Source organism: Lactobacillus kefiranofaciens (genome assembly GCF_014656585.1).
In the GTDB taxonomy this organism is placed as follows: domain Bacteria; phylum Bacillota; class Bacilli; order Lactobacillales; family Lactobacillaceae; genus Lactobacillus; species Lactobacillus kefiranofaciens.
Genome location: NZ_CP061341.1, coordinates 1,175,202 through 1,194,805 on the forward strand (window position 1 = coordinate 1,175,202; position 19,604 = coordinate 1,194,805).

The following is a 19,604-nucleotide window of genomic DNA, read 5'->3' on the forward strand; positions in this document are numbered from 1 at the left end:
TAATCTATAATTTTAAATCTATCTTTTTGAATTAAAGGTTTGAGATTTCGCCTTGGTAGATAGCACCACGACGAGCATCAACAGTAATAGTAGTACCGTCAGAAATCTTTTCAGTAGCGTCAGTAGTACCAACAACAACTGGGATACCTAATGATAAACCGATAACTGCAGCGTGTGAAGTTAAACCTGAAGCTTCAACAACTAAACCAGAAGCCTTCTTAATAGCTGGGTTGTAGTCTGGGTCGGTAGTCTTAGCAACTAAGATGTCGCCTTCCTTAACCTTGCTGTTTGCTTCTTCAGCTGAGTTTGCTACAACAGTCTTGCCGATAACTGAACCGTTACCTACACCTAAACCTTGAGCAAGCTTGTTACCGATGATTTGCAACTTCATCAAGTTAGTAGTACCTGAGTCACCAACTGGAACACCAGCAACGATGATTACAAGGTCACCATCCTTGACATAGCCCTTTCCCTTAGCTACCTTAGCAGCTACTTCAAACATGTCATCAGTTGACTTAGGCTTTTCAGTCAATAATGGTTGTACACCCCAAACAATACCTAATGAGTGTTGGATCTTTTCATCAAAGGTTAAAGCAATGATGTCTGCATTTGGACGGTACTTAGAAATCATACGTGCAGTATAACCTGAGTTAGTTGCAGTAATGATAGTCTTAACACCCAATTCTTGAGCAGTACGTACAACTGATTCACCAATAGCTTCAGTAACGTTTGAGCCCTTGTAAGCTTCAAATCTTTGAAGAGCTAAAGTGTTACGCTTAAGCATTTGCTTTTCAGTACGTTCGTCAATTTCAGCCATAGCCTTAACAGCCTTAACTGGGTAAAGACCATTTGCTGATTCACCTGAAAGCATAGTTGCGTCAGTACCATCAAGAACAGCGTTAGCAACATCTGAAACTTCGGCACGAGTTGGACGTGGATTTTCTTGCATTGAGTCAAGCATTTGGGTAGCAGTAATAACTGGCTTGCCAAGTGCATTAGCCTTTTGGATTAAGCTCTTTTGTACAAATGGAACTTCAATAAATGGAATTTCAACACCCATGTCACCACGAGCAACCATCACACCATCTGAAACTTGTAAGATTTCGTCAGCGTTGTCAATACCTTCTTGTGATTCAATCTTAGGGAAGATCTTAACGTAGTCTGCACCAGCTTCTTCACAAAGCTTACGGATGTCTAAGATATCTTGAGCCTTACGTGCAAATGAAGCAGTAATGAAGTTAATACCGTATTGTAAACCAAACTTGATGTCGTCAGTATCCTTTTCAGTAATACCTGGAAGACGGATTTCAACGCCAGGTGCGTTAACACCCTTCTTTGAACCAATAACACCAGTGTTTTGAGCTTCACAAACTAATTCTCTCTTTGAGTCGTCCTTTTCCTTGATCAAAAGGTCAACCAAACCATCATCAATTAATACGTGACCACCAACGTGAGTATCATCGTACAAGCCATCGTAGGTAACGTGGATCATGTCCTTGTTACCCTTCTTGGTGTCATCCATTGATACACGAATCATGTCACCAGTGTTAATAGTGAACTTGCCACCTTCTTGTTCAGTGGTTCTGATTTCAGCACCCTTAGTGTCAAGGTCGATACCAAGAAGCATACCAGTATCCTTTTCCACTTGACGAACCATCTTCATACGAGCAAGGTGTTCTGGGTGATCACCGTGTGAGAAGTTGAAACGGAATACGTTTGCACCAGCCTTAGCTAAAGCAGTAATAGTTTCAATATCGTTTGAAGCTGGCCCTAAAGTACTAACAATCTTAGTTTTCTTCATTATTAAAAAAATCCTCTCCAAAAATCGGCTAAATTAATATTTAGTCATTTCTTCATTTACATCCATTAGCGCATAATCGCCGTGGTGTTTTCCATCGAATAAATCGAGAATGTCGTGGGTATTAAGTTTGCCGTTCTCCATGCCGACAGCTAAACCGCCCTTCCCATCGAGAAGCAACTTAACAGCATAGTTACCCATCTTAGTAGCATTTACTCTATCTTCAACAGTTGGTGAGCCACCACGTTGCATATGTGCAAGGACATTAGCACGAGCATCAAAGTCACCGTATTTAAGTAATTCATCCTTAAATTTATCAGCAGCCATAACGCCTTCTGCTAAGACAATGATACCATGATCTTTGCCATCTGCAAATCCTCTAGTAAGAGTTCCTGCAATTTCCTTAACATCGTAAGAACGTTCAGGAATAACAATTGCGTCTGCACCACTAGCTACACCAACACGCATAGCAATGTCACCACATTCACGGCCCATTACGTTAACAACGAATACGCGGTGGTGACTGCTTGCTGTGTCACGAATCTTATCAATTGCGTCCATAGCAGTACGACATGCAGAATCAAAGCCGATCGTGTAGTCAGTATAAGGAATATCATTATCGATAGTTCCTGGTAGACCAACTGAGTTTACGCCGTGGCGAGTTAAGGCTAAAGCACCGTGGTATGATCCGTCACCGCCAATAACGATAACAGCATCAATACCATGCTTCTTTAATTGCTCAACACCCTTTTGTTGCACTTCTTCTTGTGCAAATTCTGGATACCGAGCACTGTACAAAAACGTACCGCCTTCACTAATCTTGTGGTCAACATTTTCCGTAGTAAGCGGAATAAAGTCGCCTGCAACCAAACCAGCGAAACCATAACGAATTCCAAAGACTTCAAGTCCATGATGGATAGCAGTCTTAGTAACAGCTCTAATTGCTGCATTCATACCAGGGGCGTCTCCACCACTAGTTAAAATACCAATCCGTTTCATGAATTCACCTCATCATGATTATTTTGTGTAATTTCTCACATCAAGTAAATATTAACATTTTTTAGGCCAAAAAGCTCATTAAAATTGGACTAATTTACGCTTTCTTTCTATATTATATGATGTTAGCACTTACATTGTGATTAAATCAACTAACTATTTTTTGCTACTTATTCTTTAAAATTGACTTTACGTAAATTGGTTAACAAATATTGTTTTTTATTCTGGTCATAGCGATCTCCTTGAACGCGTAGTCCCAATAAATAAATACCACCATTTTTCAAAATTGAGCCAATTTTTTCATAAACACCCGGAAAAATAATTACTTCCTGCTCACTCGACGTATCTGCAAAGCGAGCAAAAGCCATTGTTTTATCATTTTTAGTACGAATTTGCTTAAATTGCATCAACTTACCGACTCCAATGCCTTTTTCATTTAATTCAAACGAATCCAGTGAACGGGCATTAAATTTTTGCGCATACTTTTGAACCACTATTAGAGGTGTAGTTGTAGTAGAAAAACCTAACACCCTTTCTTCCATTTCAGCTTTTTCGGCACTAGTTGGCGGATCTGCTGGCTTAAGCGGTGCATCTCCCAAAATTTCAGATAGAGAGATATTCTGTCCCGTTAGTTGGACATTAGCAATAATTTCTTTACAATTTGCTAGCAACTCATTACGATTATTTTCTAATTGATCGAAGCATCCAGCCATAATCAAAGCTTGAATAGTTTCAATCTGCAAAAACTTAGGATCAATTCGACGTAAAAAATCATTCAAAGATTGATACGGCTTGTGATTGGCTGCAATTTCTTTAGCAAAATCAACACGCAGACCCTTAATTGCCTTAAGGCCTACCAATATCTTTTTATTTTTAACCGTAAAATCCACTTGGCTATCATTTATATCCGGAGGCAAAATTCGAATATCTGTTTCCTGCGCTCGCATAATATAATCTTCTGCCTTGGCTGCAACTGATGAATTCAGCATTGAAGTATAGAAAGCTGCAGGATAATGCACTTTTAAATAAGCTAGCCAAAAAGCAATCTTAGTATAGGCTACAGCATGCGAACGATTGAAACCATAATTGGCAAACTGCTCAATATAATGATAAACTCGCTCGCCAACTTCTCGCGCATGGCCTTTTTTAACGGTACCCGAAATGAATTTACCACGTTCTTGTTCAATTACATCTTGCTTTTTCTTGGACATTGCCCGTCGTAAAATATCGGCTTCGCCTAAAGAAAACCCCGCTAAAATTTGTGCCGTCTGCATTACTTGCTCTTGATAAACCAATACGCCATAAGTCGGCTGCAAGATTTGCTTCAGACTAGGATCAGGATATTTAACTGCTTCCCTGCCATTTTTACGTGCAATAAATGTCGCTATATTTTGCATTGGACCCGGACGATAAAGAGCATTAACTGCAACCAGATCTTCAAAACTATCGGGATGCAATTCACGCAATACGCGCCGGATCCCACTTGATTCAAATTGGAAAACAGCATCCGTTTTTCCTTGTTGAAAAAGACGTAGAGTTTCCGCATCATTTAACGGAATCAGATTAGGATCAATTTTAATTCCTTGCTGACGCACTAGCGTCAAAATATTGCCTAGCACCGTTAAATTGCGTAAACCCAAAAAGTCGATCTTTAATAAGCCTAATGATTCCACATATTTCTTTGTTTGTTGAGTAACCGGAATCCCTAAGGGGCCTACCTGCAATCCTGAAATCCCTGCAATTGAGTCATCGCTAATAACTAAGCCAGCGGCATGAATCGAATAATGGCGCGGCAAGCCTTCAAGTCCTAAAGCAGTTTTAAATAATAGTTTATTTTCAGGAGTCGCATCAACTAATAAACGCAATTCACGAGATTCTTTATAAGCACGCTTTAAGGTCATTTTATCTTTAGAAAAAGGAACTGTTCTCGCCCACTTTTGAATTTCAACCATTGTTAGGCCGAATACTCGCCCTACATCACGTAAAGCTTGCTTGGCTGCTAAAGTACCAAAGGTTAAAATTTGAGCAGCATGATCCATTCCGTATTTTTGATACATATATTTAATAACTGTATCTCTTTGTGTATCAGGAATATCTAAGTCTATATCCGGCATTTCATGTCTAGCTGGATTCAAAAAACGTTCAAAAAGCAAATGATATTGTATTGGATCAACTTCAGTAATTCTTAAAGAATATGAGACCAAAGATCCACAAGCTGATCCACGACCCGGTCCAGTCGTAATTTCAACTCGATGGCAATAGTTAATTACATCCCACACGATTAAGAAATAATTATCAAATCCCATCTGATTAATTACGCGCAATTCATAATTTAAGCGCTTTTGATATTCAACAGGAATTTTATTTTTACCAAAGCGCCTTTGCAGACCAGTTTGAGCTAAATAATGCAAATATTCCTCTGAACTTGGAAAACGATCTTGACGATACTTAGGCAAAACGGGCTTTTGAAATACTACTTCAGCATCACATTCTTGTGCTATTTTCCAAGTATTATTAATTGCATCATCTAAGTCGTATTGATGATAACGTTCTAACGCTTCCGTAGCGGTCACTAAATAATGCGATCCTGCTTGTTGGGCCAAAGGCAATAAATCTTGTATTTTTTGACCAGCATCAATTGCTTGCAACGTTTTTTGCAAAAATTGATCATGTGGGTTCAAATACTCACTATCTTCCACCGCAACTAAGGGCAGTTCAAATTGCTTAGCTAGCTCTTGAAGATAATCAATATAGCTCTGACTATCCTTAGAGGCATAAACTCCCAAATAAAGTTCTGGGGTTAACTTCTTCATCTCTCGCACAAAGTCACTACCCAAAGACTGGTTAGTTTCAGATAATGCAACTAATTCACTTCTAACATTGGCAGGAACAATGATTAACAAATCATTTAGATACTTAGTTAATTCTTTTAAAGTTAAAACCTTATCATTCTCACCATTTTCAGTTAATAAATTAATGGCACTCGATAATCTAAGCAAATTATGATAGCCTTGATTATTCTTGGCAAAAACAATCAGATCATATTTTTGCGTGCTATCAATTAAACCATTTAAACGAAGCTGCATCCCTAATAATGGCTTAATACCCGCTTTTTTAGCTAATTCATAGAAGTTAACTAAACCATAGGTCACGTTGATATCAGCCAAGCCAACTGCTTGATATCCACGCTCTTGAGCTGTTTTAATCAAATCGCTCACTCTTGTTGGACTATCCAATAAAGTGAATGAACTCAGATTTTGCAGTGCTGCTACTTGCATATAGTTAACCACCTTTCACTGTAAAATTATTAACTCCAGTATATCAAACTGGATTAATCAAGTTTGATCTTATGCCCTTTTTTTGATAAAATTCTATCCGAAAGAAGGAATCATTATGGGTCGTTATATCATCACAATTGTGTGGAGCGTGATCTATATGTTAATCATTGGCTTTATTGCTGGTCCTTTAGTTCAGAGTGCTTCATTCAGCGGAGCTGATCTTAAGAACTGCTTAGTTGTTGGGGTTATCTTCGGCATTCTCTTTGCTGCAATTATTGCTACGATTACCGCTCACTCACACAAAGACAACAGTAAATATAGTAATTTAAAATAATTTTTATTCTAAAAAAGCACGTGGAAATTAAATCCACGTGTTTTTGTTTTTTAATAAAACTTGTAGTTTTTCTTAGTATCCACTTCGATATTGCCATGCGTCAAATATTCGCTAAACATTTGTACGTAATCTTTATCCAAAGTGGTTTCAATCTTATCCATACTATATTCAGGATAAAAGCCACCGCCCATCGCACGGTAATTATTAACAGCCAAATGATATATCTTGTCGTCTTCAATTGGCTTGCCATGCAAAGTAAGCTTAGTTAAACGTTCACCCTCTGGCTTAGATAAATCAGCTTCATATTCAACTGGATAAAAGACATCAAAATTATAAAGCATTGGCTTAGGCTTAATCCAGCGATCGATGAAGCCAATCTTGCCATCTTTATCTTTCTTCAAAAAGCCGGCGCTATGTTCAATAATATGACGCAACTCTTTACCAGTCAGCTTAACTCGGCAAAGCTGGTTAGCATATGGATAATTTAACAAAACATCACGCATAGTAACTGTTTCATTAAAGCCCTTAGCAGTTTCACTCATGACAGCCGTAGCGGAAACATCTGCCTTAGTAAACCATAATTGCGTTTGTTGAATCAGGTTAATGAAAGGTGCACCTTCAATTCGGCCCTTCATGGCATTTTCAATCCGTGCAGGCTTATTTAAATAAGCTATAGGCTTATCCAACCATTCTTGAGTTCTCTTGTCTAAATCAGCGATTTTTTCGACTACAGCAGGATCTGGAGCATAATCCTTAGTATCAATCAGCTTAGTCGTCATATTGGTGATCTTTTTAGTATTATCATCAACTTCAACAATGACTTCTGCAACAGCTTCACCACGATAACCAGGTTGAACAATTGCAGTATTTTTAGTAACCAAATTCAAGCGACGGTGCTGATGGCCAGTTAAGAAAACATCAACTTCAGGAATTTCAGTTAAAATCTTGTATCCTTCATTTTCACCACGATGTGGTTCAGTAGCCTTTCCTGTTTCTGGATCACTTTCAAAGCCGCCATGATACATTACGGCTAGAATATCTACTTGAGGGCGCAAAATTTTAGCATAATGCTTAATCTTCTCATATGCCGAAGCAAATTTTAGACCTGCAACATTTTCTTTAGGCTCCCAATGCGGAATGTATTGTGTAGTAATACCCAAAATACCAATTTTTAAGCCGTTTCTTTTAATGATGACATATTCACGACCAAAAAATGGCACTTCAGTTTCAGCATCCAAAACATTGTCATTAATAATTGGAGCCTTGTTATTATCAACGTAGTAGCTTAAATAATCTAATCCAAAGTTAAAATCATGATTGCCCAAACAACGTGCATCATAGCCCACCGCATTATAGGCATCAGTAAACTTGCGCAAATCATGATAATCGCCAGTAGAATGCGTATAATAAGCAAGAGGCGAACCTCCTTGTAGGCAATCACCCGCATCAGTAACTACTACATGATCAGCCCCATATTTTTTCTTCTCAGACTTTATTACTGAACTAACTCTACTTAAACTAAATGGTGCGTCATAGTTAGTTTTATTTTGATAATCCGTAGGCAAGAGAAAGCCATGGGTATCACTTGAATGTAAAAATACTAATTTCATCGCTTTATTTCCTTTTCTGAGGCATAAAAAAAGACACCATCATTACAGGTGCCCTTTTATTAGTTATTGCCGTTATCGTTGTTCTTTACAACTTGACGACCCTTGTAATAACCCTTTGGTGAAACACGGTGGCTTAAGCGGTATTCACCAGTAGTTGCATCATAGTGCATTGCTGGAACACTTAACTTAATATGACCACGACGTGAACGTTTCTTTTGTTTAGAAGTATGTCTTGCAGGAACTGCCATTTAATTGATCTCCTTTATTGTAGTCTTAAGCTTCAGGATTAATTACCCTGAATTACTCACGTGATTCAATGATACTATTCAATCTAGAATAAATCAAGATCTATTCAGTTTTCTTATCGTTTTTATTGAAAAAATGATGCTTCTCTTCTTTATCGTGTCCAAAGAACCAGGCAATGATCATCCCAATAATGACCATCACTACCAAGACCACGATCAACGGCAATTTAACGTTGAAAAAACCGAAATTAATTACAACTGGTTTAGTATTCAAAATAACAAAAATCACTGCAATTAAAGCTACTATTGAACCGATAACTAAATTCTTTTGGTTTTTCATATCCATCACTTTCTAGAAGCAAACTCTAATGAAAGTTTATCACCAATTGCTGGGAACAAGTTATATAACTTTGCGCATACTGCCAAGCTGAGGGGCAAGTTAAGCTCACGCTTGTCACTACCAAAGAAATGAACTACTTGCCAAGCTACATCATCTGGATCAAGCATAAATTCTTGTACATTTTTGACATAATTGCCAGTTTTATCAGCAACATTAAAGAAATTAGTGTAAACCGGTCCTGGATTAACCGTCATTACCTTAATGCCAAATGGTTTCAATTCAAGACGCAATACATTTGAAAATTGGATCACTGCCGCCTTAGCAGCACTATAAGCAGCTGACTTAGTAGTCGGCACCTTGCCAGCAATAGAGCCGAAATTAACAATCTGTCCCGTTCTCTGTTCAAGCATGACACGTCCTACTAAACGAGTAAAGTACATCAAGCCTAAAACATCAACTTGGAACATATTAGTCACATCTTGCATCTTTTGATCCATAAATTCTTCAAATTTACCAAATCCAGCACAATTAACTAAAAAATCAATATGATGAACTTGCTTAGTAATTTCATCAAAAGTTTTTTCAATATCATCAGGCTTACCCATATCAGCTGAAAAGACATATGCTTCAGCACCTGATAATTCTCTAGCTTCAGCTGCAATTTCTTCCAAGCGATCCTTTCTTCTCGCAATTAAAATCACCGTAGCACCTCGGCCTGCACTTTCAAGGGTAATGGAACGTCCAATACCACTCGAAGCACCAGTAACAATAACAACTTTATTTCTTAATGAATCTTTCATTCTTTTGAACCTTTCATTGGAATATTAACCCGATCAAAATCATTCACTAACATTGTATTCGGAAAAAACTTTTGCGCTTGTTTTTCTAATTTTTTAGCCTCTGCTCCCATATGACGAGCGGAGATGTGATTCAAGCATAATTTTTTCACATTATCTTTTCTAGCTACTTTTGCTGCTTCAACTGCCGTAGAATGATAATAATTATGAGCCATCTTGGCTTCATTGCCAGCAAAGGTTGATTCATGTACTAGAACATCTGCATTTTTAGCCAGACGAGCAATGCTAGGCGTAGAACGCGTATCATAGATAATCGTCACAATCCGACCAGGCTTTTCAGGGCCCAAGAAGTCTTTACCATTTAAAACAGTACCATCTGCTAAGGCTACTTGCTCACCCCTCTTTAGTTTACCAAGAAGTGGCCCATTTGGTACATGATATTTAGCTAATTTATCCATCAATAATTCGCCAGAATGTGAACTTTCTACTACACGGAAGCCAAAACTAGGAATGCGATGCTCTAATTGATCCGTATATACACGAAAATCCTTGTCTTCACAAATCAAACCTGGTTCTGATAAAACTACATACTTAATTGGATATGAAATCTTAGTTCTAGAAACTTTCAATGCAGTTTTAACAAACTGTTCAATTCCAGTGGGACCATAAATTGTTAATGGACCAACGTCGCCTTGAAAAGACCGAGTTGAAAGTAATCCTGGCAAACCAAAAATATGGTCACCATGATTATGAGAAATAAAAATTTTAGTAATTTTACGTAGTCTAATATTGGTTCTTAAAATTTGATGCTGTGTAGCTTCTCCAACGTCAAATAGCCAAATCTCATTTAATTCATCTAATAATTTAAGTGCAACACTGGAAACGTTACGCTGCTTTGACGGCTGACCCGCCCCAGTGCCTAAGAATTCTAATTCCATGAAAATCCTATTCTAATTTAAAATTTTGAATGCTTAACAATTGTCTTGGTAATTAGCGCGCTATAATACTTTGATCCAATTAAATTAGGATGAGTATGATCGCCATAAAACCACTTAGGATGATTCTTCGAATATGAATACCAATCAATCACTATAAGATTATGATATCTTTTTGCTCCTTGCTTTATCAAGCTATTCACCGAATTTTGCCAATCACGGGTCGGCACATGTACATTAACCCAAAATACTTTTCTTCTAGGACCAACAGCATACATAATTTTATTTAAATCATCCATTGAAAATGGTCCATTTGTTCCCAAGCCAATTAGGACATTATCAGCTAAAACGCCCTGACTCTTATAATTATCCAAAAGACCAAATGCCACATTTAATTGCCGTGATACAGCCGCATCAATCAACGCTTTAGGCATCAATTGCTTTAAGTTGCTGCTCGAACCTGCCATTACAGAATCGCCAATTGCTGTTACTTGAACTTTTTGTGCTAGTTGTAAATCCAATTGAGAAATTCCATATTTTACGTAAGACTTATTTACAGGATGCTGGGTAGCCTGCTTCGTTGCTTCTTGAATAGCTTTTGATTTATCTTCTTTTTTCTGCTTTTGCTTTTTCAGTTTTTTAATTAACTTAGCATTATCAGTTTTCTGCTTTTTAGTATTTTGATTAATCCTCTCAGCCAATTGGCTCTTATTAAAATCTTCTGCTTTAACACGTGGTGCAACAACGATTGCAGCACTACCTACAATTAAGATCAAAAATGCAATAAAGGCCTGAATTTTTTTAGCATAATCAGTCGCATCCCAATCAAAAATCCTAGCAAAATAAGCTTTAGTTTTACTCCAAGAGGTCTTGCTCATTGGCTTCTCAATTAATCTATAAGTAATCTCCGTGATCAACAAAATAAGAATAATTTCAATAATATGATAAGCATTAGGATGATCACCAATATTCACCTTATCTTCAAAAAAGATCATTACTGGAAATTGGTAAAGATAAATCCCGTAACTTCTAGAGCCGATCCAATCAAATAACTTATTAGTCAAAATACGATTCCAATGGCTACCTGGGTGCGCAATCACTCCCGCTAAAATACAGATATCAAGCGTAAATAATAGCATCCCTCCACAGTAAGCAAATGATCTTTGGGGATCCATTGCCTTAGAAAAGAACAACATCATCATGATTACGAAGGAAACTAGCCCCATGATATCCAAAATTAAAGTATCTTTTTTTCTAACATGTGGATTAAGTTGCGCAATTGGCCAAATTAAAGCAAGTACTGCTCCTAATCCCAACGAAAAGAAACGTGTGTCAGTACCATAATAAATTCGGTTAATATCAAATCGCAATAAATACAGCACAGCCATTTCAATTGCGGAAGCTAAAGATAAACCAAATAAAATCCAAAAGATATTCTTCTTTTTTCTGACTAATTTTACTAACAAATAAATAATAATCGGCCATACGATATAAAATTGACCTTCAATAGACATCGTCCATAGGTTAGTAAAAGGCGACTCATTTGAAGCAAAGCGTTCAAAATAGCTCTGTCCATTACCAATTTGCCAAAAATTATAAACGTTTAATAAATTAGCCAATACAATTTGATTCAATTTAGCTAACAAATTTCGTTGAAAGACAAAGATGTATGCGGCACTTAGCCATAAAACCGTAATTAATTGCGGATACAGTCTCTTTATCCGACTTAAATAAAAATGCTTATTATCATATGATCCTGTTTGAACATACGAATTCATCATATGATCAGTTACCAAATATCCTGATAGCACGAAAAAAATCGGCACACCAAGATAGCCCCCCATAAAGGAATTAGGATCAAGGTGATAAAGAATTACACCAATAACTGCTAATGCTCTAAGTCCAGAATATCCTGTTATAAACCGATTTTTTTTCATATGTTATCTCTACCCTTATTGCACGAACTCAAAGACAAACTTGCCAATAGCAACGTCATCGCCATTAACTGCTCCCTTGTCACGCAATGCGTCATCAACGCCTAAGCGTTTCAACCGTCTAGCTAATCGTATAATGCCGTCTTGATGATCTAAGTTAGTCATCTGGACTAACCGCTCCAATTGCTCACCCTTAACAACGAACTCATGCTCGCCAACTTTTTCTACAGTAAATTCATTCTTCTGTGGAGCCTTGTATTTATATTCCTTTGTCTTTTGAGTAATTTCAGGCTCTTGCTCAGCGCGCTCTTTTTCTACTTCTGCAACTAAAGTTGCCGTATCATTCATCAATTTGCTTACGCCTCGATGAGTAACACTTGAAATTTCATAAACAGGTTCGCTATTGTCCTCTTTTTGTAATGCTTTTTTAAACTCTGCTAATTTTTCTTCGGCACCAGGAATATCCATCTGTGAAGCAACAATTAATTCGCGCTTCTTGGATAAATCTGTTTCATAGTTTTTCAATTCCTGCTTAATGGTGTGGTAATCATCAATAGCTGTACGGCCATTATTCGGATCCATCGAGATCAAGTGCAGAATGACCTTAGTTCGCTCAACATGACGCAAAAATTGAATACCTAAGCCAACGCCTTGACTTGCCCCTTCGATTAAACCAGGCAAATCAGCCATAGAGAAATCACGACCATCTGGCAAAATCACCATGCCTAAATTAGGCGTTAAAGTAGTAAATTGATAAGCCGCAATCTTAGGTTTAGCCTTAGTAGTCACTGATAGTAGCGTCGACTTCCCTACTGATGGAAAACCGACTAGTCCTACATCAGCTAACAATTTAAGTTCTAAGCGTAAAACCCGATCTTCACCCGGTTCACCATTTTCGGCAATTTCAGGCGCCGTATTTACACTAGTTGCAAAGTGAATGTTACCACGGCCACCGCGACCACCCTTAGCTACAACTAGTTCTTGATCCTTTTCAACTAAATCGCCAATCAATTCATCAGTATTAAAATCATAAACCGTAGTGCCAACTGGTACTTTTAAATAAAGATCTTTAGCAGCACGACCATATTGTGACTTAATCCGACCATTTTCACCGTTATCAGCCTTAAACTTGCGCCGATAACGAAAATCCATTAATGTTCGCAAGCCACTATCTGCGACAAAGATAATACTACCACCGCGACCACCATCGCCACCAGCTGGTCCGCCATTAGGAACATATTTTTCATGGCGGAAAGCCACCATGCCATCGCCGCCTTTTCCGGCTTGAACTTCAATTTTAGTTTGATCAACAAATGTTGGCATGTTTTTCTCTTCCTTCCGTCTTAATCTAACTTTTATACTATACCACAGAAGAGCGCCAATTAGCGCGATTTCTAGGTATTACAATGTTAATTTTACAGTTTGCGATTGCGGTAAAGTTAGTCCTGCAGCTCTTAAATCCTCAATTGAGGCTTCTTTAATCTTTTTCATAGATCCAAAAGTTCTGAGCAATTTGTTGCGACTTTTAGGTCCAATACCCTTAATTGAATCAAGTCGACTAGACAAGGCATTCTTCGCATGACGTCTGCGATGAAAAGTAATAGCAAAGCGGTGGACCTCATCTTGAATCCTAGTCATTAGATAAAACCCTTCAGATTGAGGATTTAACGGTATTAGCTTTAAAGGAATACCATTGATTGGATCCCCAAATAACAAATGATTGGTTCTGTGCTTATCATCCTTAACCATCCCAGCTACCGGAATATTTAAATTTAGCTCATTACGCAGAACATCTTCACAGGCATCTACTTGGATTTGTCCCCCGTCCATAAGAATCAAATCCGGCATCTTCTTATGTTCACGTAGCAAACGCCCATAACGCCGTCTAACTACTTCACGAGTATTACGCACTTCGTCTCCACCATTTTGGTGTTCAACTTCACCCTTTAGCTTATACTTACGATAAGCCGTCTTAAAGGGTTCACCATCCTTAAAAACAACTAATGCTGACACTGGATAAGCACCTTGAATATGTGAATGGTCAAAACTTTCAATAATGTGACCATATGGCAAGCCGAGTGCATTAAAAATTTCTTTTTGTGCTCCCTTAGTTTTACGATTGCCCAATTCTAACAGCCTAAACTTATCATCCAATTTTAGTTTAGCATTGTCTTTAGCCATATCTAATAAAGATTTCTTCTGTCCTCTTTTCGGCGTTCTGACTGGAACTTTTAAGACTTCAGCTAGAGTGTGATTATCAAAACCTTCAGGTAGCAAAACTTCTTTTGGCAATACTCGGTTTTTTTGTTCATAAAACTGAACGATAAATGCGGCAAATGTATCTTCTGGATCAGACGCGTCTGTTAAAGGAAACATCTTCGTCTCTCTTCTTAGCAATTTAGCCTGGCGCAAAAAGAAAATCTGAATAGAGATCCATGATTTATCAACGTAATAATTAAAAATATCACGTTGCGTATTGTCGTTAGAAATAATTTTTTGCTTTTCAACAGTCTCTTCAATATATTTTAGCTGATCTCGAATCTCAGCAGCGCGCTCAAATTCTAAGTTTGCTGCAGCCTGACTCATTTTTTCAGTCAGATCTTGTTTAACCCAACCAATATCACCATTTAAAAAGCTTTTGATCTTTTTAATTTGTTCATCGTATTCTTTTTGAGGAACTTTATTAAAACAAGCTCCTAAACATTGCCCCATATGATAATACAAACATGGCCTTCCCTGGTAGCCATGACAGCGCCGCAGTGGAAAAACTTTTTGAATAAACTTCAAAGTAGCCTGGGCTGCATACACGTTAGGATATGGGCCAAAGTAATAGCCTCCATCCTTATGGACAATACTAGTCAAGCGAGTCTGCGGATCATGCTCTCTGGTAATTTCAATATATGGATAGCCTGTACCTTGCTTTAATTGCACATTATAGTATGGCTGATACTTTTTAATTAACGTAATTTCTAGTAAGAAGGCTTCTTTGTCTGTAGAAACCGTAATAATATCATAATCCCTAATTTCACGAACCAACTCAGCTCGGCGTCCCACCTGTTTGCTTTTAAAATATGAGCGTACTCTATTTTTTAAGTTCTTGGATTTGCCTACATAAATAACTGAGCCATTCACGTCTTTCATTAAATAGCAGCCCGGTTTTTCAGGCAAAAGCTTCAATTTATTTTCAATTAATTGTGTTGCCATTTTTTGCACCCCACCAAAAATTTGCATTTTATAGTTTAACACAGCTTTTTTAAGAAGATATTAACTTTGCTTAGAAACATAGCTATCTAGGCCAAAATTTGATACATTAAAGAAAATCAACTAGGAGAAAAATACATGACAAATATCGTTTTTGACCTAATTAATCAACTAGGCTACTTTGCGGTAAGTTTATTAATTGCCATTGAGAATATCTTTCCCCCAATCCCATCAGAAGTTATTCTTTCTTTTGCCGGCTTTGCAACGCACCATTCACAAATGAGCGTTCCGTTAGTGATTGTCGCTTCAACCATCGGTGCAGTATTAGGAGCCCTCATTCTTTATTGGATTGGCAGCTTGCTCAATGAAGCAAGACTAGAAGAAATTTTTAATCACAAACTATTTAAAATGCTGGGTTTTAAAAAAGGCGATGTAAAAAAAGCAATTAAATGGTTTGAAAAATATGGTACGGGGGCTATTTTTTATGGTCGCTGCATCCCAATCATTAGGAGCTTGATCTCAATTCCCGCTGGTATTGCTAAAGTCAAGCCCACGAAGTTCTTACTTTATACTACGCTAGGTAGTTTGATCTGGAATACAATTCTTATTTGCTTAGGCTCTTATATGGGTGAAAAATGACACGTGATTGTAAATATCTTTGAAGAATATTCTTTAGTCATTGGGGCATTGATTCTTCTAGCGACTATTTATTATTCCATTAAGTGGTACAAGCAAAAAATCAAAGCTAACTAAAAAAGTCTATTCGCATGAATAGGCTTTTTCTTCTTCAAATAATTAAAAATATAATGTAAAATTAATCTATCTTTATATTAAAGGGATGATTGTGTGAAATTTAACATTTTTAGAAAACAAAGCATTCAGAATTATCTTGGCAAAGATATCAAGTTCTCTAAAACAATGAATGCGGTCGATCTAATGTCACTCGGGGTTGGCGCAGTAATTGGAACCGGAATCTTTATTCTGCCTGGTACGGTTGCAGCTACATTAGCAGGACCTGGAGTAAGTTTATCATTCGTCGTAGCTGCAATTGTTTGTGCATTAGCCGGCATGTGCTATGCAGAGTTTGCCTCTGCAATTCCAGTGGCTGGTAGTGCCTATTCTTATGGCAACATCGTCTATGGTGAATTTACCGGCTGGCTTATCGGCTGGGCATTAATTCTGGAATATATGCTATCAGTAGCCACTGTAGCTGCTGGCTGGTCCTCATATTTTAGTTCCTTCATCGCCCCATTTGGTTTAAAGGTGCCTCAAGCTATTTCAGGTCCAATGAATTTATCTCATGGTGTATATTTTGATCTAGTTTCAGTTTTAATTATTCTTTTAATCAGTATTCTTTTGTCAAATGGGATGCGAAATTCGATTAGAATCAATGTCGTCGCCGTTGCGATTAAAATTGCGATTATTCTAATCTTTATCTTCGTAGGATTACAATTTATTAAACCAGGCAATTACCACCCATTTTTGCCTTATCATTTTTCTGGTGTAATTAAGGGAGCAACGACAGTTTTCTTTGCCTTTCTCGGTTTTGACGTTGTTTCTTCTTCAGCTGCTGAAGTTAAGAATCCTAAGAAGAACATGCCAATCGGCATTATTGGAACACTAGCAATTGCAGCCGTACTTTACTTTGGCGTATCCATCGTATTAACTGGAATGGTCAATTATACCCATCTTGACGTTTCCAATCCGGTTGCCTTTGCTTTACAATATGTTCACCAAAATTGGGTGGCTGAGCTTTTGTCCTTTGGTGCGATGTTAGGAATGGCTACGATGATGCTGACAATGATTTATTCCAGCTCCAGATTAATCTATGCTATGGCCCGTGACAGTTTATTGCCTGCAAGCTTTAGCAAATTAGACAAAAAGCACCATTCACCACAAAATGCATTAATTGCAGTCACTATTATTATTGCACTAGGAGCAGCTTTCTTCTCTGTTGATCAGCTAGCCAACCTAGTTAACTTTGGTACCTTATTTGCATTCACCTTAGTTTCCTTTGGCATTCTAAAATTAAGAAAAAGAACAAATATTACGAATGATGGCTTTAAAGTTCCAGGCTATCCATTTTTACCAATTATTTCTGGCTTAATCTGCATTTTCATGATCTGTCATTTGAGTTCAGAAATATATTTAATGGCCGGCATTTGGTTAATTATTGGAGCAATAATTTACTTTGTTTATGGTTACCATCACAGTCAACTAGAACATGAATAATTAATATTATGTAAAATAAAAAGCGCGAACAAATATCGCGCTTTTTTGATTGCCTTTAATTAATTTGTTTTCTGCTTGTTTATTTTCAAAGAAATTCAAAATATTGTCAGCTGCTTCTTTAGTTAAATTATAACGAGCAACATGAGTAGCCGAGCCCACATGTGGTGTCATAATTACATTATCCATCTCCACTAATTCCTGTCTTGGATGTGGTTCATTTTCAAAGACATCATGTGCTGCTCCGGCAATCTCATCATTCTTTAAGGCAGAAACTAAGTCCTCACCATTGACGAGCGATCCACGAGCGACATTAATTAAAAATGCCGTCTTCTTCATTTGCTTAAAGACATCCGCATTAATAACGTGATGACTTTCTTTAGTCAAAGGCAAATGTAAAGTTAAGAAATCAGACTCTTTAATTAAAGTATCAAAATCAACATATTTTGCTTGCAATTCATTAGCAATATCTTCAGCAACACAATGACGATTATGATAAATTATCTTCATACCAAAAGCTTTAGCAAACCGTGCCACTTGCTGGCCAATTCTACCCATACCTAAAATACCTAATGTCTTGCCTTCAATACTGTAGCCTTGATTGTCATACTCATTAGCATCCAAAAAGACACCTTCACGCAAAGCATGATCATAATAGCGTAACCGCCGTGCTGAACCCAAGATCATTGCTAAAGTTAATTCAGCAGTTGGACGCAACACGCTTTTCGGACAGTTTGAAACAACAATGCCTTTTTGCTTAGCATAGGCAACATCAATATGATCAAAACCTACCCCATAAGTTGAAATGATTTTTAAATTCTTAGCAGCATCAATTATTTTCTTATCAAAAGGGATCTTAGCCACAATCACACCATCATATTCAGCAATATGATCAAGTACCCACTGACGATCATCATCTGGACGATACCCTACAGGACCAATTGTAACTTCACAGTTATTCTTTAAATCAGTTAAAGCATCGTCCCTTAAAACCGCCTAAAACCAAAACTTTTGCTTTATTCATTATTTCAAAACCTCTATTCAATAGCTTTAGTTAAAGATAACACTCTTTGAAGGAAAATAATATCTTATTTCAAGATTTTATTGATCGCTACAGCAACACCATTATGATCACAATCAGCAGTTATTTCATCTGCATGTTTTTTAGTATAATCTACTGCATTGCCCATCGCTACTCCGAGACCAGCATATTTAAGCATTGGCATATCATTAGCCTGATCACCTAAAGCCATGACATTTTTAGGCTCAATATTCAAATGATCACATAATCTCTTTAGGCCAGTTCCTTTATCAACACCAGCCGCAGTAGCCTCATAATAAAACGGCTCTGTCTTTGAAAAAACAACTCGCCTTGCCATTTGCTTAAACAATGGACTTTCCAGCTTACTATCTAAATAGGCTGGATCATCAATGTACATACACTTAATAATTGGGATTTGACGCATCTCTGCCTGTGTTCGATAAGAAACTTCTAATTTTACCACTCGAGAATTATAAATCGTATAATGACCTAAATCACGTTCAGCTGTATAAATTCTATCCAAACTAACGCTATGGAAATGCAGCTTTAATTTACGAGCAATTGCTTCTAGATCAATATAGTCTTCATAATTCAATCCCTGCTTAAAAATAACTTGACCATTAGTAGTTTCAACAACAGCACCATTAAAACTAACGACATATTGATCAGCTTGATTATTTAAACCTAATTCATCCAAATATTGCTGTGCCCCAGACAATGGTCGACCTGTACAAATAACAATCTGCATCCCTGCTTGACGCGCTCTTAAGACTGCTTGTTTAACAGCAGGCGTAATTTTCTTTTTAGAATTGACTAAGGTGCCATCAATATCAATGGCAATTAATTTAATATCTTCCATTACTCT

14 protein-coding genes and 2 pseudogenes are annotated in these 19,604 nt (G+C 37.3%); 3 read left to right on the forward strand and 13 right to left on the reverse strand.

The window, feature by feature from the left end; all coding sequences use genetic code 11:
• Nucleotides 1–31: 31 nt before the first annotated feature.
• From pyk to ICI50_RS05870, 3 genes are all read right to left on the reverse strand, one after another.
• Nucleotides 32–1,801, reverse strand: coding sequence for a pyruvate kinase (gene pyk, locus ICI50_RS05860; RefSeq protein WP_054640092.1), 1,770 nt, complete (start codon nt 1,799–1,801; stop codon nt 32–34).
• Between the two features lie 33 nt (nt 1,802–1,834).
• On the reverse strand, nt 1,835–2,797 hold the full coding sequence (gene pfkA, locus ICI50_RS05865) for a 6-phosphofructokinase (RefSeq protein WP_013854201.1): 963 nt from the start codon (nt 2,795–2,797) through the stop codon (nt 1,835–1,837).
• Between the two features lie 167 nt (nt 2,798–2,964).
• Nucleotides 2,965–6,072 (reverse strand): DNA polymerase III subunit alpha, encoded by a 3,108-nt coding sequence (locus tag ICI50_RS05870; protein WP_095342002.1) that lies wholly within the window; start codon nt 6,070–6,072, stop codon nt 2,965–2,967.
• Nucleotides 6,073–6,187: 115 nt separating this feature from the next.
• On the opposite strand from ICI50_RS05870, the gene ICI50_RS05875 reads away from it, so the two are divergent.
• Complete coding sequence (locus ICI50_RS05875; protein WP_013854203.1) at nt 6,188–6,406, forward strand: DUF2929 family protein; 219 nt, start codon at nt 6,188–6,190, stop codon at nt 6,404–6,406.
• Nucleotides 6,407–6,456: 50 nt separating this feature from the next.
• Here the strand turns inward: ICI50_RS05875 and ICI50_RS05880 are convergent, their stop codons facing one another.
• From ICI50_RS05880 to uvrC, 8 genes are all read right to left on the reverse strand, one after another.
• Nucleotides 6,457–8,016, reverse strand: a complete 1,560-nt coding sequence (locus ICI50_RS05880) for a bifunctional metallophosphatase/5'-nucleotidase (protein ID WP_013854204.1) — start codon at nt 8,014–8,016, stop codon at nt 6,457–6,459.
• Nucleotides 8,017–8,075: 59 nt separating this feature from the next.
• Nucleotides 8,076–8,264: a 50S ribosomal protein L32 gene (gene rpmF / locus ICI50_RS05885; protein ID WP_007125527.1), complete on the reverse strand. Its 189-nt coding sequence runs from the start codon at nt 8,262–8,264 to the stop codon at nt 8,076–8,078.
• Nucleotides 8,265–8,364: 100 nt separating this feature from the next.
• A complete protein-coding gene (locus tag ICI50_RS05890; RefSeq protein ID WP_188891318.1) occupies nt 8,365–8,601 on the reverse strand; it encodes a lipopolysaccharide assembly protein LapA domain-containing protein in 237 nt (78 codons plus the stop codon).
• 5 nt (nt 8,602–8,606) lie between these two features.
• Complete coding sequence (locus tag ICI50_RS05895; RefSeq protein WP_013854206.1) at nt 8,607–9,401, reverse strand: SDR family NAD(P)-dependent oxidoreductase; 795 nt, start codon at nt 9,399–9,401, stop codon at nt 8,607–8,609.
• A complete protein-coding gene (gene rnz, locus ICI50_RS05900) occupies nt 9,398–10,336 on the reverse strand; it encodes a ribonuclease Z (RefSeq protein WP_013854207.1) in 939 nt (312 codons plus the stop codon). Before rnz ends, ICI50_RS05895 begins: the two co-directional genes overlap by 4 nt.
• Before the next feature lie 17 nt (nt 10,337–10,353).
• Nucleotides 10,354–12,270 carry an acyltransferase family protein gene (locus tag ICI50_RS05905; protein ID WP_082599067.1) on the reverse strand — a complete coding sequence of 639 codons (1,917 nt, stop codon included), beginning with the start codon at nt 12,268–12,270 and terminating at the stop codon, nt 10,354–10,356.
• A gap of 15 nt (nt 12,271–12,285) precedes the next feature.
• Nucleotides 12,286–13,590 carry a GTPase ObgE gene (gene obgE, locus ICI50_RS05910; protein WP_013854208.1) on the reverse strand — a complete coding sequence of 435 codons (1,305 nt, stop codon included), beginning with the start codon at nt 13,588–13,590 and terminating at the stop codon, nt 12,286–12,288.
• Between the two features lie 78 nt (nt 13,591–13,668).
• Nucleotides 13,669–15,471, reverse strand: a complete 1,803-nt coding sequence (uvrC, locus tag ICI50_RS05915) for an excinuclease ABC subunit UvrC (protein WP_095342004.1) — start codon at nt 15,469–15,471, stop codon at nt 13,669–13,671.
• 135 nt (nt 15,472–15,606) lie between these two features.
• Between uvrC and ICI50_RS05920 the strand changes: the two are divergent.
• Together ICI50_RS05920 and ICI50_RS05925 are read left to right on the forward strand one after the other, a co-directional pair.
• Nucleotides 15,607–16,221: pseudogene (locus ICI50_RS05920) on the forward strand (DedA family protein).
• Nucleotides 16,222–16,314: 93 nt separating this feature from the next.
• Nucleotides 16,315–17,700: an APC family permease gene (locus ICI50_RS05925; RefSeq protein ID WP_054640093.1), complete on the forward strand. Its 1,386-nt coding sequence runs from the start codon at nt 16,315–16,317 to the stop codon at nt 17,698–17,700.
• A 6-nt stretch (nt 17,701–17,706) separates the two neighbouring features.
• On the opposite strand, the pseudogene ICI50_RS05930 reads toward ICI50_RS05925, so the two are convergent.
• Both ICI50_RS05930 and ICI50_RS05935 read right to left on the reverse strand, forming a co-directional pair.
• A pseudogene (locus tag ICI50_RS05930) lies at nt 17,707–18,721 on the reverse strand (NAD(P)-dependent oxidoreductase).
• A 64-nt stretch (nt 18,722–18,785) separates the two neighbouring features.
• Nucleotides 18,786–19,598 (reverse strand): Cof-type HAD-IIB family hydrolase, encoded by an 813-nt coding sequence (locus tag ICI50_RS05935; RefSeq protein WP_056941318.1) that lies wholly within the window; start codon nt 19,596–19,598, stop codon nt 18,786–18,788.
• Nucleotides 19,599–19,604 lie beyond the last annotated feature (6 nt).

Coding starts and splice junctions, on each gene's coding strand:
- pyk (WP_054640092.1), bottom strand. CDS start 1,801: ATGAAGAAAACTAAGATTGTTAGTACTTTAGGGCCAGCTTCAAACGAT.
- pfkA (WP_013854201.1), bottom strand. CDS start 2,797: ATGAAACGGATTGGTATTTTAACTAGTGGTGGAGACGCCCCTGGTATG.
- ICI50_RS05870 (WP_095342002.1), bottom strand. CDS start 6,072: ATGCAAGTAGCAGCACTGCAAAATCTGAGTTCATTCACTTTATTGGAT.
- ICI50_RS05875 (WP_013854203.1), top strand. CDS start 6,188: ATGGGTCGTTATATCATCACAATTGTGTGGAGCGTGATCTATATGTTA.
- ICI50_RS05880 (WP_013854204.1), bottom strand. CDS start 8,016: ATGAAATTAGTATTTTTACATTCAAGTGATACCCATGGCTTTCTCTTG.
- rpmF (WP_007125527.1), bottom strand. CDS start 8,264: ATGGCAGTTCCTGCAAGACATACTTCTAAACAAAAGAAACGTTCACGT.
- ICI50_RS05890 (WP_188891318.1), bottom strand. CDS start 8,601: ATGAAAAACCAAAAGAATTTAGTTATCGGTTCAATAGTAGCTTTAATT.
- ICI50_RS05895 (WP_013854206.1), bottom strand. CDS start 9,401: ATGAAAGATTCATTAAGAAATAAAGTTGTTATTGTTACTGGTGCTTCG.
- rnz (WP_013854207.1), bottom strand. CDS start 10,336: ATGGAATTAGAATTCTTAGGCACTGGGGCGGGTCAGCCGTCAAAGCAG.
- ICI50_RS05905 (WP_082599067.1), bottom strand. CDS start 12,270: ATGAAAAAAAATCGGTTTATAACAGGATATTCTGGACTTAGAGCATTA.
- obgE (WP_013854208.1), bottom strand. CDS start 13,590: ATGCCAACATTTGTTGATCAAACTAAAATTGAAGTTCAAGCCGGAAAA.
- uvrC (WP_095342004.1), bottom strand. CDS start 15,471: ATGGCAACACAATTAATTGAAAATAAATTGAAGCTTTTGCCTGAAAAA.
- ICI50_RS05935 (WP_056941318.1), bottom strand. CDS start 19,598: ATGGAAGATATTAAATTAATTGCCATTGATATTGATGGCACCTTAGTC.